The organism is Prolixibacteraceae bacterium (assembly GCA_019856515.1).
GTDB classification, from domain to species: domain Bacteria; phylum Bacteroidota; class Bacteroidia; order Bacteroidales; family Prolixibacteraceae; genus Halosquirtibacter; species Halosquirtibacter xylanolyticus.
The window spans coordinates 701,699-717,998 of sequence record CP082230.1; the positions used below are offsets into that span (position 1 = coordinate 701,699).

At 34.5% G+C, this 16,300-nt stretch carries 11 protein-coding genes; 1 reads left to right on the top strand and 10 read right to left on the bottom strand.

The window, feature by feature from the left end:
- Positions 1 to 21 precede the first annotated feature (21 nt).
- From K5X82_02445 to K5X82_02475, 7 genes are all read right to left on the bottom strand, one after another.
- The gene (locus K5X82_02445) at positions 22 to 924 is read right to left on the bottom strand and encodes a DMT family transporter (GenBank protein ID QZT37766.1); all 903 of its coding nucleotides are present in this window, start codon (positions 922 to 924) and stop codon (positions 22 to 24) included.
- Between the two features lie 241 nt (positions 925 to 1,165).
- On the bottom strand, positions 1,166 to 2,485 hold the full coding sequence (nhaA, locus tag K5X82_02450) for a Na+/H+ antiporter NhaA (protein ID QZT37767.1): 1,320 nt from the start codon (positions 2,483 to 2,485) through the stop codon (positions 1,166 to 1,168).
- A 148-nt stretch (positions 2,486 to 2,633) separates the two neighbouring features.
- Complete coding sequence (locus K5X82_02455) at positions 2,634 to 4,649, bottom strand: glycoside hydrolase family 97 protein (GenBank protein ID QZT37768.1); 2,016 nt, start codon at positions 4,647 to 4,649, stop codon at positions 2,634 to 2,636.
- 273 nt (positions 4,650 to 4,922) lie between these two features.
- On the bottom strand, positions 4,923 to 7,286 hold the full coding sequence (locus K5X82_02460) for a TonB-dependent receptor (GenBank protein ID QZT37769.1): 2,364 nt from the start codon (positions 7,284 to 7,286) through the stop codon (positions 4,923 to 4,925).
- Between the two features lie 153 nt (positions 7,287 to 7,439).
- Positions 7,440 to 9,488, bottom strand: coding sequence for a M13 family metallopeptidase (locus K5X82_02465; protein ID QZT37770.1), 2,049 nt, complete (start codon positions 9,486 to 9,488; stop codon positions 7,440 to 7,442).
- Between the two features lie 210 nt (positions 9,489 to 9,698).
- Positions 9,699 to 10,181: a hypothetical protein gene (locus K5X82_02470; GenBank protein ID QZT37771.1), complete on the bottom strand. Its 483-nt coding sequence runs from the start codon at positions 10,179 to 10,181 to the stop codon at positions 9,699 to 9,701.
- A 453-nt stretch (positions 10,182 to 10,634) separates the two neighbouring features.
- On the bottom strand, positions 10,635 to 11,228 hold the full coding sequence (locus tag K5X82_02475) for a hypothetical protein (protein ID QZT37772.1): 594 nt from the start codon (positions 11,226 to 11,228) through the stop codon (positions 10,635 to 10,637).
- 232 nt (positions 11,229 to 11,460) lie between these two features.
- On the opposite strand from K5X82_02475, the gene K5X82_02480 reads away from it, so the two are divergent.
- Entirely contained in the window at positions 11,461 to 12,870 is a 1,410-nt protein-coding gene (locus K5X82_02480) for a sialate O-acetylesterase (protein ID QZT37773.1), read from the top strand.
- Positions 12,871 to 13,052: 182 nt separating this feature from the next.
- Here K5X82_02480 and K5X82_02485 read toward each other — a convergent pair whose 3' ends face one another.
- The 3 genes from K5X82_02485 to K5X82_02495 form a co-directional block, all read right to left on the bottom strand.
- The gene (locus K5X82_02485) at positions 13,053 to 13,994 is read right to left on the bottom strand and encodes a hypothetical protein (protein ID QZT37774.1); all 942 of its coding nucleotides are present in this window, start codon (positions 13,992 to 13,994) and stop codon (positions 13,053 to 13,055) included.
- A gap of 158 nt (positions 13,995 to 14,152) precedes the next feature.
- Complete coding sequence (locus K5X82_02490; GenBank protein QZT37775.1) at positions 14,153 to 15,247, bottom strand: aminoglycoside phosphotransferase family protein; 1,095 nt, start codon at positions 15,245 to 15,247, stop codon at positions 14,153 to 14,155.
- A 102-nt stretch (positions 15,248 to 15,349) separates the two neighbouring features.
- A complete protein-coding gene (locus K5X82_02495) occupies positions 15,350 to 16,249 on the bottom strand; it encodes a nucleotidyltransferase (protein ID QZT37776.1) in 900 nt (299 codons plus the stop codon).
- Positions 16,250 to 16,300: the final 51 nt, after the last annotated feature.

Genomic DNA, 16,300 nt, shown 5'->3' on the forward strand with positions numbered 1-16,300 from the left:
ATTTCATCTTTACACAACACACTATATTCCATGAGATGGACTCTTCTTACGAGTATATTTATCGACAATTGGAAATAAAAACACTGCTAGTAGAAGGATAAATGTTCCGATAAAGAATCCAAATGACATTCGTTCTGATTCTGAAAACAGCAATTGAGCAAGAATAATACTATACACCGGCTCTAGGTTTACAGTCAGTACAACAGTATAGGCAGAAAGTTTTCTCATCACAAGGACGCTTAAAACGAATGCAAAAGCAGTGCATACTACTCCCAATATGATTAAATAAAAAAGATCTATTTGCGATACATCTAAAATACCACTATTTAGTCGGCCTTTAAGACCAAGCCATATAGTAATACCGATAAAACCTGCTACCATTTCATAGAAAGTGACTGTAATGGGTGAGAATCTCTCGTTAGCAAAGAATCGATTTAATACAGTAAAGAGTGTAGCTAGAAATGCAGAGAAGATTGCCATCATTATCCCCGCAAAATATTTGAACTCAAAATTAAAGATAATGTAGAGTCCTATAATAATTAATAGCCCTGTGATCACCTCTAACTTCTTGACCTTCTTACGAAAAAAAAGAGGTTCAAGAATACTTGCAAATAGTGTACCTACAGAGAAAGTCCCTAAAGCTACTGATATATTTGAAATCTTTATCGAATAGAAGAAAGTTATCCAATGAATGGCTACAATTAATCCAATACCTGATATCTGCAATAAATCTTTCCATCTCACTCTAAAAGATCTCTGAGTAAAGATCATATAGCCACCAAGACTGATAAAAGCAAAAAAGATTCGATACCAAACTAAAACAACAGCATCCATATCGATTAGTTTACCCAATACCCCTGTAAATCCATAAATAAGAACGACCAAGTGAAGAAGTAATAAACTCTTCTTATCTGTATTCACCATATTCATATTATTTCTTCTATTGTATCTATACTTTAACCCCCGCAAAGATATCTTATTCATTGATATTCGGAATAGATCAAAAATCATATTATTTGATTTCTTCGAAGAAGATCATTATTAAAACCCATTACATTTAATTAAGTTTAAAGAAATCAGTGCAAATCATTTGATGCTTTAGATATTCATAAAAAAGGCCACCGTGTATAACACGATGGCCTCATTCTATTTTATTCCTTAAAGACTATGCACATTTTCCTTCAGGAAGCGTTATTTTCAAATAACAATATCCAAGGACTCCTGCAATGGTCGATCCGATTAAAACACCTATTTTTGCCGCACTTAACATCGCGACATCCATATATGCTAAATTACTAATGAAAAGAGACATGGTAAATCCTAGTCCACCTAACATTGCAACACCAAACATCTGTTTCCATTTAATCCCGCTTGGTAATTCTGCTATTTTTAGTTTAACTCCTATCCATGCAATACCAACAATACCTAAAGTTTTACCAAGAAGTAATGAAAGCCCTACACACATTGAGATGTAACTATAATCTTCGCCTCCAGTATTACCAGACGAAAGATGTACTCCTGCATTCGCAATTGCAAATACAGGCATAATAAAGAAGTTAACTAACTTATGCAACTTGTGTTCTAAATATTGAACTGGACTTAAAACACGTTTCGCATTTTTACGTAGGTGATCAATCTTATGAATATCCGAATCACTAATAGTATACGGAGTAGCCAAAGAGGGATCAATACTAATCTTAGTCAAAGTTTTATTAAACACCTTCTCATCCAACTCTCTACGGATAGGGATGGTAAAAGCCACCAAAACTCCAGCGATCGTAGCATGAATTCCAGATAGATAGAAAAAATACCATACTACAATACCTAAAATAACATATGGATAAATTTTATATACTCCTTTTCTATTCAAAACAAACATTACGGCTAATATAGCTAAAGCGTAATACAGGTATCCCACAGCTAAATTAGATGTGTAAAACAAGGCTATTACGACTATGGCACCTAAGTCATCCACAATCGCCAATGCCACCAAGAAGACCTTTAAAGGGAGTGGAACTCTTTTTCCAAGTAAACTCAATATACCTAACGAAAAGGCTATATCTGTTGCCATTGGAATTCCCCAACCTTGAGATCCTGCTCGACCTCCTGCTAAAAGAACAAATAACACTGCGGGAAATAACATTCCTCCAACAGCGCCTAATGCGGGAAATACTGCTTTCTTAAATGAAGATAACTCTCCTGCAATAATTTCTCTTTTGATCTCTAATCCTACAACAAAAAAGAAGATTGCCATTAGGACATCATTAACCCAATGCAATAGATGCATTTCAAAATGAAAGGATCCAATATGAATAGCAATTTCAGAATGTAGTAGGTGCTCATAGGCATCTTGGAATGGTGAGTTTGCCCATAATAATGCAGCAAAAGTACAAATAATAAGCAACACACCACCAGAAGCATCTGCCTCAAGAAACTGGTGAAAACGGGCTCTTATACGCCCTGTTTTTTTAGATTCTATGTTCATGTTTCAAAAATAAATTCGTTTTGCGATTTCTCTATTTCTCTCGTTATTGTTAATAAGGATTTAAATATAGTAAGGGGCAAAAAACCGCTTTCTTCTTTTTAAATAATTGTGCAATTTTCATACTTAGTTCTCTTTAATGGTTTAACAATTAGTTCAACGGAACAATTTTAATCGCAAATCCACCACCTTTAACCATGTGAATATTTAAGACATCGTGAGTACTCACTTCTTTTGTCTCAATAGCAATTCTTTCAGGTGCAGTATCAAAATCAGTATCCTTACTATCCTTATAGATCGTTGCATAATACTTTCTGTTACCATCCAAGAAATTCAATGCTAATTTGCTATCACGTGGCTTCTCATCGGTTAGTCCCCCAACAAACCAATTATTACCACGACGACGCGCAATCACAACATGCTCCCCAATTTCAGCAATAGGCACTAATGTTTCATCCCACGTTGTTGGCACATCCTCTATAAACTTAAGAGCTGGATTCCCTTCCATATTTTCAGGAAGATCAGCCACCATCTGCCATGGCGAGAATAATACAACATAGTTTGCCAACTGTTTTGCTAAAGTCGTATGAACACGAGTTATTGATAGATCATCACAATTCCACTTGACACGTTGATCTTTTTTATTTTTAATTAATAAGTCAAAAATTCCAGGAGTATAATCAATAGGACCTCCTAACATACGAGTAAAAGGGATTGTAGCATAATGGCTTGGTGGGTTACCTTTACTCCAACCATTCCATTCTTGTCCTCTCACCCCTTCTCGGGTCATCATATTGGGCCATGTACGCGCAATTCCTGTCGCTTTGATAGGTTCGTGCGCATCAACCATTAAATGATATTTCGCAGCAGTTTTGACTACTCGACGATAATGGTTAACCATAAACTGTCCATGATGATGTTGACCACGAGGATAAATACCACCAGCATATCCTGTCTTCACTCCCACAGCACCAACATCACCAAGGAGTTTAAATGCGGCATCCATATTTTTCTCATAAGTAGGAATATCTCCTCCCGTTTCATGATGGCCAATAAAGCCTACACCTTTCTCTTTCGCATATTGAGCAACTTCTAATAGATTAAAATCCTTTGCTGGAGTAATTTGATCAAAGGCTCCTCTTTGTCCCCATTTATCCCAACCTTTATTCCAACCTTCAGGTAAAAATCCTTTAAAGCCATGTTCATGTGCAAAATCGATATATCTCTTCGAATTTTCAGTAGTTGCACCGTGACGTTCACCTTCGGTCCAAACCTCAGTCCCGATATGCATTCCCCACCACACACCTACATATTTCATTGGTTTAATCCAATCCGTAGTATTTATTCTAGAAGGTTCATTAAGGTTTAAAATCATATTCGAGGTGATTAGATCACCAGCTTTAGATGCGATTTGCACTGTACGCCAAGGTGAAACTAAACCAGCTTTTAGCCTCACTTTAACACCATCTGGCCAAGGAACAAGATTTGATTCCAATATATTATTACCTCCGAGGTTATCAAGTGTCATCCCTGCATAGTTCGTTAAGTTCGCCTCATGAATACTAAGATAAACCCCATCTTCTCTCTTCATTGTAATTGGAGTATTTGCATTCTTCACTTGAGACAGTCGCTTATGACGATACAACATCTCATACGTATCGAAATTTGCAGGAATAGACCATGAATCTGGATTTCCTTTAATATTAAATTGACTCAATTCTTTTGAAACTAAGACACTATCTACAAGACTATTATTCGGCATTACATAACGAAATGCAATACCATCGTCAAAGACTCTAAAATGTACTTTCATCTCCAAACGAGCTTCATTGCGTAATGTCCACACGACTTCATTGTAGTCGTTACGAATGGATGATGTCTGTCCCCAAACAGGTTTCCATTGCTCTCTATGCATTATTGTATCACAATCTACTGCTATTATTTCACGATCTAGATTATCAAGATTTTTAAATTGTAATCCTAACCGCGACTTTCCGATAACCAATTGGTCTTTATAATAAACGCGATAGAAAGGCACACCTTCATCTAGGTTTAACCTCACCTTTACGTCAGCATCTGGGGAGTAGATTTCACTTCGACGTGCAGAATTACAAGAGATCATAAGAACTCCTAGGAATAACGAAACAACTGTTATTAGCCTGTTCATGTTGATTTGTTTTTGAAACTTATATTTAATATACTATCAATTCATTTAGTAGAAAGTTGTCGTCAATACACACAAATATATGACAATCTCCCCATATTCTCTACCGTGAGATAATAATAAATCATTTTACAGAACTTTCCAATGATCATTCCCTTTCATTCATTCAAAAAAAGAATAAAACTTACAACATCAGCTATCCACATGTTATAAAGCAGGAAATCAAATCTTTAACAACATAAAATTCTTAAATACTATCAATTAAGTCTAAATAGACTAAAACGAGAACATAAGACTTACATTGTATAGACGCCCAGTTAGGTAGTTTGGTACTCCATATTGGTTGTTATTTATATCTGTAATCCAATAATAAGATATTGTATTAGACATATCAAACATGTTGAATATATCAAAAGCAATCCATGCTTCCTTAAACCACTTACTTTTGCCCTTGCCTAGTAACGTTCGTGAAAAACCAACATCCACTCTCTTATACATAGGCATTTTGAAGTACTGATCTGTTTTTGTTGCTTGAGGAGCAGTAAATGGAAGCCCCGAAGAGAGATAAAAAAGTAGCTTCATCTTGAAATTTTTATTCCCAGGTAAATAGTCTTGATAAAACAGATTAAAATTAACTCTTTGATCTGACGGACGAGGGAGAGATCCATAAGCATCTCCTTCAATATCCTCCTCTGTTTTCATAAAAGACAAGCTTATCCAGGAGTCTACACCTGGAACAAACTCCCCTGCCAGCTTCATATCAATCCCTTTACTATAACCATTACTTATATTTTGAGGTAAGTATTGAATGTATACATTATCGACCAAATATGGAATCATATTAGACAACTTTTTATAGTAAGCCTCTACCGAAAATTTTAATTGCCTGTTGCCAAATGACAATGGCTGGCTATACCCTAGAATATAATGAATCGACTTCTGAGGTTTCAAATCATTAAAAAATGTCCCGTCGATCCCCTTAAACTCCTTATAGAAAGGCATCTGCTGATATACACCCCATGCAAATCGAAATGTTTTATCATTATTAAACTTTAAGTTTATCGAAGCTCTAGGACTCCAAATTTGCTCGTCCAAATAATCCCAATACTGATACCGTAAACCCAAATTCAAACCCATCTCGGATCCACCAATTGGAAAAAACAAGTTATCAGACACATATGCTTGATAACGATTAGAAACCATTGATTGTTGCATCTTATAGTGTGATGTAACTTGAATTAAATCATTGGTATTCGGCAAGAAGTAACCAGAAGAATCATATACAGACCAACGCTTACTATCTTCATAAATATCTTCTTTTTCGATCTTAGCTCCAATCTGAAATCGATGAAAGTCATTAAACAATTTATAATCTAATTGAATCGTGTTTATCGTGATATTTACTTTCTCATTAGCATGTTTCATATCTGTTCCAACCCCTGCATGATTATCAGTATCCTGAGTTGGATTAGAACTATCATATCCTGCTTTATGCAGATAATATTGTCCCATGATATCATAGCGAATTCTCTCTTTGTTATCCCATCTGGATCCAACTAAAGATAATTCCGAGTGTTGATTAGGTTTCCAATTTAATTTTAATGCATTAGTGTAATTTAGAAAATGATCTTTCTCCTCCCCTTCATAATAAATCATAAAGTGGATTGGATTATTAATTGTCCCAAACTTGGTCTCTCTAGAAGTAGGTTGAAATGCGTACTCATTCTTTGAAAGGAAAAACAAATAGTCCAATGATAAACTCTTTGATAGATCATAAGTGACCATACTTTGAACATCATAAAAAACAGGAGAATAGTCTCCTTTCTCATCCATTCCCGACAACATATAATTGGTCGTCTTATAACGTAAGCCCACATTATATGACAAGCGACCTACTCGTCCTTCCGTATGTAATCCAGCACCTAATAAACTTGCATCTACCTGTGTATTAAAAGTCTTTGCTTTCTTATATTTCACATCTAATACAGAAGAGAGTTTATCTCCATATTGTGAAGAGAAACCTCCGGTTGAGAACTGTACTTGATCTACCATTTGAGGGTTAACTGAGCTTAAACCTTCTTGCTTTCCCGATCGATAGAGTAAAGACTTATGAATCTCAATACCGTTGATATACATTAAATTCTCATCATAATTTCCACCTCTTACAGTATATTGATTACTCAATTCATTACGACTTTGAACTCCAGGCTGTGTCTTTAAGACTCTTTCTAATCCACCTGAAGCTCCTTGTGCCATCTGCACATTCTCAATACCAATACTATTCATCGAACTTTTAGATCGCATACTCTCAACTTCAACTTGACTTATCTCCTGTTGAAAAGATTTCATCACAATCCGCAAAGGCATTCTCATGTTGTCATCTACTCTTAGATGATATATTTGAAAAGAGATATGACGTATAATAATCTCTTTTATGTGCGAAGATACAGATAACTCAAAGGATCCGTCAGAATGAGAAATAGTGGCTATTTTTGAATTCGGGACTATTATCGAAGCTCCATCAATTGGATTCCCACTAATAGTTTCCACAATACCTCTAATTAACAATGTCTTCTCTTGTCCTAATACAGTTGATCCAAACTGAATAATAAAGACAAAAATAATGATACGTCTAATCATACTATATAAATGATGCAAGATTTTGTAAATGTAAAAGAAATGCCTCCTCTTATGATAACTCTTTTTTTACATCAATAGTATTCTAAAAAGCACAAAAAAAGAGAGATTCTTGCGATAGAACCTCTCTTTTCCTTTATTATACCTAGCCCTATACTACCAGATAATTGCTCTTTGATCTTCCGGCAAATACATTTTATCTCCATCCTTCACTTCAAAAGCGATATAAAACTCAGGAACATTACGTAAAATTCCATTCGTTCTATATTTTCCTAATGAGTGAGGGTCAGTTTTAGTACGTCTTAACTTTTCAGCTTTACGTGTATTGCTTGCCCAAACATGTGCATAAGCTAAAAAGAATCTTTGATTTGGAGTAAATCCATCAATCTTATTGTCATTCTTCTTCACCTTTTGAAATGCTTGATACGAGATATTAACACCACCTAAATCAGCAATATTCTCTCCAAGAGTTAAACGACCATTAGCATGTACAGAATCAGCGACAATAAAGCTATTATACTGCTCAACTAAGATATTTGCACGCTTAGTGAAACGTTTGGCATCTTCGACTGTCCACCAATCATTAAAGTTACCATCTTTATCATACTTACGACCTTCATCATCAAAACCATGAGTCATTTCATGACCGATAACGACACCAATAGCACCATAATTAACAGCATCATCTGCACTCATATTGAAAAATGGAGGTTGAAGAATTGCTGCAGGAAATACAATCTCATTCATGTTAGGAGAATAATATGCATTCACTGTTTGAGGGGACATTCCCCACTCTTTTTTGTCTACAGGCTTATATAGTTTCTTTTTATTCTCCATAAAACCAAATTCACTTGAACGAATAACATTCTGAACATAGCTATCATTCTTAATAACTAAATCAGTATAATCCTTCCATTGGTCTGGATATCCGACCTTCACATTGATCGCTGCTAGTTTTGCAAGAGCCTTATCTTTCGTTTCAGCTCCCATCCACTCTAGTCCCTTAATACGCTCTTTCAAAGAAAGACGAAGGTTACCAACAAGGTCAACCATACGTTGCTTCGCTTCAGGTGGGAAATATTTTGCTACATACATTTGGCCGATAGCTTCACTCAATGAACCATCAACCATGCGTTGAACTCGCTTCCATCTCGGCAACTGCTGCTCTTTTCCACTCAACACCTTACCATAAAAAGCAAAATTCTGTTGATCAAATTGTGTGGATAGACTTGAAGCTAAATCATTAATTAAATTCCATTTCAAGTAGTTTTTCCAAGCATCAAGCTCTAATGTATCAAACTTTTCAGCAAAGAAAGCTAAATACTCAGGTTGATCAATATTCAACTCTTTTACGTCATCAATGCCTAAACTTTTAAAATATGCATCCCAGTCAATTTGTGGAGCTAACTTTTTCAATCCAGGCAAATCAAACATGTTATATACATTCTCTGGAGAACGTTGTTCAAGGCGAGTCATCATTTGACGAGCTAACATATCTTCAACTCCATAAACTGATTCCGCCGTCTTTTCTGCCTCATTAGCACTTTGACCCAAAAGCTGGAACATCTTAATTAGGTGCACTTTATATTCAGATCTTATTTTTTCTGCTTGCTCGCCTTCATCAGTATAGTAATCTCTATCAGGAAGCCCTAAACCAGATTGACACAAATGACCGATTACGTAGTTACTATTCTTCATATCTGAAGATGCATAGAAAGCAAAACCAGGATTTATAAAATGCCGATGGAACAATGCGAACTGATCTAACAACTCACTTTTATTCGATACCACATCGATTGCATTAAGATATGATTCAATAGGTTGAATCCCATCCATATCTATTTTCGTAACATCCATTCCTAAATTATAGAATGTAGCAATCTTAGACCCATCTGTTCCATCCTCATACTGACCTTTGGCTATTTCATCAAAAAGACTTTTTACTTGTTCCTGTGCAAGATCACCTAAAGCATCAAAAGCCCCATAACGACTACGGTCTGATGGAATAGGATGAGAAGCCTTCCATCCACCATTGGAATATGCATTAAAATCATCTCTAGGGTTCGCTTTCAAGTCAAGGTCCGCAACATTAATTGCTGGTGTAATCTTATTTTCTTTCTTTGAAGTCCCCATACTACAGGCCCCCATAGTTAAAGTCAAAGATAATCCCAAACAAGTAATACCAAAATTTATTCGTCTATTCATCTTTATTGTATTTTAATATTCTTACAATGATCAAAGATAACAGCTTTTAGATATAATTAACAGCATCAAATGAATGATTTATATTTGGTTTTACCCATTTCAAATTAGTTATTTCTCATTCGATTGATTATTGAAGATTTAACACTTTATACAATCAAACTATTTATATAGGATATATTACAAGAATAGTTAAAAGTCACATTTAAGAACTTATGGCTGTACCACATTAGACATTAACATAACACATGGTTCAGTGTTGTAGATTACAATAATACTAATGCAGATCCAAAATAGTGGGAAAAAAAACTGCATAACTATACTCTTTTTATCTTTAAGTCGGAATAGAATCGGTATCTTTAAGACTAGTAATAATCCAAATATAATTAACACAGGTAAGCCTGATGTAATAAATGGCCATTTTTGAATTCTGAACAATACAGACAAACATATTATTGCCAATAAAAAACACACCAAAGACTCACATATCTTTTCTATAATCGGCTTATTTTCATTATCAGAAGAAGTCTCAAATATTGAAACCAATATTTTCAATGAAGTCCCAATATAGAAAAGTACAACTGTCGCGAACAAAAAAGTTCTCGAAATTCCCAATGCAGCAGAATGAGTTCCAAACAAAGTCATTAGTACAACAATACCAATAAGTAGACACAGAATAGATTCAATTTTCTTCATAAAATAGATTAAGTTTAAATTTTATTATTGAACTCAAATATATAAAAAAATATTAAAATTATCTCAGAAGTTAGACCACTGCAAAATGGGGGCTAATCTAGGTATTTAGGCTCGTTGAATAATGCAATTTGACATCTTCCACGGAAGAATCACACACATGTTTAACTCTTAAAATTCTCTTAATTTAGAATTACTGACAGGGTTTGTCCATAAAATCAAGACATGTTTCGTTTAGTAAACTTAACCAGCCATAGTTTATCTAATCATAATTTCACATTTAATCTCTTTCAGATAATATCAAATGGGACCTTCCCATATTATTATACAGGTAAATTAAAACGATAATCTATTAGATATTTACAGTGAATCACCTCATTGTTGTGCATAAAAAAGAGAAACAAAACTTTCTTAGGTCACTTTATCTCTCTTTTATGATATACGTCAAAAATAAAATCAATCTATATCAGCATCTTCAACACGCTTCACATACCTTCTAAAGGCCTGAATATAACGAATATCCTCTGGATTCTTGAGATGTAACTCATACGCACGTATTACTTCTGGATAGTGACGATAACGAAGTTTAACCATTCCCACACCTGTCGAATTAAGAAAGAAAAGGCCTAAAATAACCCAACCTATGGATCGATATATTGGACGAGGAATTTTTATTTTATGACTTTTAAAATAGCCATATGAATCCATAAAAAGAATCAATAATGTCATAAGAACACCTATCCATAAAACAATATAATAATCCATTTGTATACGTATTTTGAACACAATCCCAATTGCAATTAGTGACAATGAAACACCATTAAGAATAGGATATATCCGATGATATCTCCCATAGTGACGATACGCTCTTTTTGTAAATAATTCCAAAGGAGATATATCTTTAAATCCTAATATCCCCCATACAGTATAAAAAATTGCAAAAGCAACTAAAACGAAATATTTCGTAGAAGTCATATGATGTACCATCGCAACTCTGATTACAAGAATCACCACAAATAAGATGGAAAGAATCGTTTCTATTCTTTTCATATTTAGACATTTTTAGTTTGTTGTTACCTATTCAATAGTTGTAGTGTCAAATATAAACTTATGACATGTATTTTTAAAAGACGGATTAGCCCATTCATATCGTCACACCTAACAGTCAATAACATAAAAAAAATGTTTTCATTTTATTTAACGATAAAAATATTTATTGACCTTGATTATCAGAAAAAAAGTAAGACATTTACTTCCCAATAAATAATTTATAAAAAACAAAATGAATCGACAGACGCTGAAAACATGCACGTTTGTAGTTTTACTACTACTATGCAACATCACTAGAGCCGAAAACAAATTAGGCAGCCTTATTAAAGATCACATGGTACTTCAACGAGAGGCAACAATTAATTTATGGGGCTGGGACAATCCTGGGCAAAAAGTTAAAGTAATTACTAGCTGGGGAGAAGAAAAACAGACTTCAACGGATAATGATGGTAAATGGACAATCCAAATACCTACAACAACAGCTGGAGGTCCATACCAAATAGAAGTCAAGGGAAGTAGTAATCACCACATAGATGATGTACTTTTAGGAGATGTATGGATATGTTCGGGACAATCGAACATGTACATGCCAATCAAAGGGTATTCTTGTCAACCAGTAGAAAACAGTAACGAACTGATTCTTTCTGCCAATAATAACAAGATAAGATACTATCATATTCCTGTCTCATTAAATACAATCCCACAAGATAATATACAAGGGAAATGGGTTGTATCGTCATCACAAGAAGCTCCTGAATTCAGTGCTATTGCTTACACTTTTGCACGAGAGATCCAACGTAACACTGGAATTCCTATTGGAATTATTGCTACATCCAAAGGAGCATCAAAAATAGAAGCTTGGATGGACCCTACTGCTCTTAAAGAATTTAGTAATATTTCAATTCCACAAACTATACCTAAAAAGAATGGTCATAAGGCACCTACACTACTTTTTAACACGATGATTCACCCTATCGTGAAATTCAAAGCAAAAGGGTTTCTTTGGTATCAAGGGGAGGCAAACACATTTGAACCTGATAATTATGCAAGATTGTCTCGTTCAATGATTGGAAGGTGGAGACAATTATGGGAAGATCAAGATATGCCCTTTTACTATGTACAAATAGCACCCTATAGTTACAAAGGACGAAAAGCAGCTGTATTAAGAGAACAACAAGCAAAAATATTAGACATCGTTCCAAACACTGGAATGGCAGTAACCATGGACATTGGAAGTCACGACTGCATACATCCTCAAGACAAAGAAACGGTAGGAAAACGACTGGCTTATATTGCATTAAAAAAGACATATGGCTACTCTTCTATCATATGCGATGCTCCTATGTTAGAAAAAGCGGATGGGCTTGGAACTAGTTCCGTAAAGTTATATTTAAAGAATATAGGTAATGGATTAACAGGTTTCGACAAACGTCTATTAGGATTTGAAGTTGCAGGTCCAGATAAGAAGTTTCATCACGCAATAGCAATGATCAACCGAAAAGACAAAACTATCACTGTTGAATGCAACAAGGTAATAAGTATTTCATCTGTTCGTTATGGGTTCCGAAACTACATTCCTTCAACACTATATAACTCTGGAGGTATCCCTGCATCTAGTTTCCGAACGGATAATTGGAAATAATTAATATAGTAAAAAGAGCACCTTCTAAATATTACAAAAATAACAAGAGGTGTTCTTTTAAATGCTAAATGAACTACAAGCGAAAACACAAAGAACCAATACTAGGTTCACAAGTAAATCCAAAGACCCTAACAGACTCTTATAATCAAAAACACGAACTTATCGACATCCGATATTGATTATCATGGAGATATCATCTTATTACAATTTAAAATTCGTTCGTCTAAACTCTTATCTAAAGGGGCCTTTAGTTGTGCTTTTTGGTAAATAAAACGAGCCTTACAGTAGTTCTTACATTCATATAAAGAGTCGCCAATTTTTTTAAGAGCTAATAACTCCTGCTTCTTTATATTACGCATTTGCTTTTCCATCTTATCTTGACATCGCAAGATCTGTCTATTGCAGTATTCATCATCTGAAGTTCGTCGAACCGCATGAACATAGAAGAAACGAGCCAAATTATACATCTTTTTTCTATAAAGACTATCTCCCATTAAAACATAATCTCGGTAACTCATTTCTTCTTTGCGCTCCATCCACAAAGATTTGATCTCAAGAACATCATATGATTCTTCAGATAAAGAGCTAGAACCGTTCTTCTTTAAATTATTTACTGATTTTCTTTCAATTTTATACTTTTCTGAGTTGATGAAATTTTTAATATCAAAATCCCGAGTATATACATCAGCAATAAACCCAGAAATATATTCATCAAAGAACACTCTACCTACAGGTTTATTTGTAAAACCATCACTTACTCCATTCACTTTCTGAAAAAGAGAAACGACCATTGGAAAAGGAGGAATATCTTCACTATGCTTTAATATCACATCATCAATATGTGTATCTACATTAATTGACTTAGAATAGAAGTTTTCAGAGGAGAACTCTACCTGATACTCTTTATTGAACTCAAATTTAATTGCAAAAGGCTCATTTGACTTTAAATACTTCTTAAAAATAAGATCTCTATTGCCTTTACCAAAAGCAGAAATAATCACATCACGATCCACACCACTCTCCAAGATGACTTTACCTGTCACAGTAAAAACATCTTTTTTTTGGCCATAAGACACCAAGCAACTCAAGCATGATATCAACAAGAAGGAAAGGGCATTTTTCATGGCTATCGCTATTTGTAAATAAAACCTTTAATTACATTATCTCAATTAACAGAAAATGTAGCTATTTGACATATTTAACAAAAGTAATTTTTTAGATAGAAAAATCATTCAGCCATCAAGATATTTTATCTTGATGGCTGAAGTTATTAATAGTATGGTTATTTTGCCAATGACAAAACACACTCTTTCATTTGCTCATACTGACCTTCCATGCTCTTTAATAGTGCATATTGAGCTCTCGTACGAACTAAATTATGTTTTTCAGACTTTGTCTTATAATAGTTATCACCATCAATATAATCCATTAAGAATCGTAACACCTGCTCATATGTGATATACAGACCACCAAAAGCCAACCAATCAATTTCACTCTCAGTCAAGAATGCTTTAGATTCAGAAAGATACCCTTCAGTGTAAGCTTTAAAGATATCCCAATCCATGGTTACATTACCTAAATTTTCATCATCCTCTAGACCTGTATTTGTATATGAACGCAAAGCATCACCATAATCATTCAATACAGGGCTATTCAAAACTGTGTCTAAATCAATAACACATAATACATCCCCTTTTTCATCAAACAATATATTGTTGATTTTAGTATCATTATGTGTAACACGAGAAGGAATGGTTCCATCTTCAACCAATGACCAGAATTCCATCATTTTAGCACGACGACTCTCAATCCATTCGATTTCTTCCTTCACCTCTTTTGCTCTACCAACAGGATCTTTTGCGATCACAGCATCCCACTGCTCATAACGAACTTTGATATTATGAAACCCTGGTAAGATATCCACTAAAGGCTCTTTCATATCAGAAAGCATATTTTGAAATTTTCCGATACCCTTACCTCCAGCATAAGCTAACTCTGGAGTTTCTGCACTTTGGTAAGTAATATTATCATTGATAAATTCACAAACAGCCCAAAATTCTCCATCTACATCTTGAAAGTAATATTTTCCATCTTGAGCTGGAATGATAGTCATTGCTTCACGATCAGGGTTTCCACCTTGAGCAATCACTTTATTTTTCAAATGTGACGTTACCTTTAGGATGTTATTCATCATTGCAGGCACATCCGTAAAGATATTCTTATTTTTTCTTTGTAAAATATAATTAGGAGTATCTTGACTCTCTGTCTTGACGATAAAAGTATCATTGATAAAACCTTCACCTAAAGGTTTCACACAACATACAACTCCTTTTAGTTGGAATTGACTTGTCAATTCCATTAATAAATCATTGTTCATGGTCTAGTATTTTCAGTTGAATTTAAGAGAAATGTTATCGCCATAATTTAGCTCAGAACGACAACACTTCTCTATCACGTAATTATCTAAACTATTATGAAATTACACCCAAAGATCTTCAGGGTAATCTCCACGCTTAATAAGCTTGTTTAGTTTCGATTGAACCTCAGGCTTATCTTCTGGATATGTCACACCAAACCAATCAGCATCACTATCCAATACTTTCACAGTAATATTATCACTTTTCAACTGATCAGAAACTTCAAATGGAAAGAAATACTCTGATTTCATCTCTTCTCCAGCTCTACCTAAGAAAGACACAAAACCCTTTTGAAGATAATCAAAGAATCCTGGCATAAATGCCCAGCAATTCATAGAAACAGCAGTTTTTGGATCCAGCAAGTTCTTCTCCTCACCTTCGTAGTAATAAATACCATCTTCTTCTCCAACAATCTTTGTTCTTTCAGTGATCTCAACCAACATATCGTTCTCATCAGTTTTACACACTCCACGAGAAACAGATCCAAAATCAGAAAGAGTTTTATGTAGGTGATAACCAACCATACAATATTCACTCTGCTTTGTACAAGAAGAAAGGTATTGGCTCAGTGCAACAAATGCATCCTTGCCATAAAAATCATCAGCATTAATAATCGCAAAAGGTTCTTTAATTGCATCCTTTGCGACCAACACTGCATGACCTGTCCCCCAAGGCTTTTCACGTCCTTCTGGAAGCGAATAACCCTCTGGTAAATTATCTAACTCCTGAAAAACATAATCAACTTCGATTTTACCTTCAAGTTTTGAAGCAAACTTCGATTTAAACTCTTCAGCAAAACTTTTTCTGATTACAAATACGACTTTACCAAAGCCAGCACGAATCGCATCATAAATAGAATACTCTAAAATTGTTTCTCCCGATGGACCGAATGCATCTAGCTGCTTCAATCCTCCGTATCGGCTGCCCATTCCTGCAGCTAAGATTAATAATGTAGGTTTCATCCTTACTATGTGTTATTTTTTATTTTAAGTAGGTAAATTAACAAAAAAAAC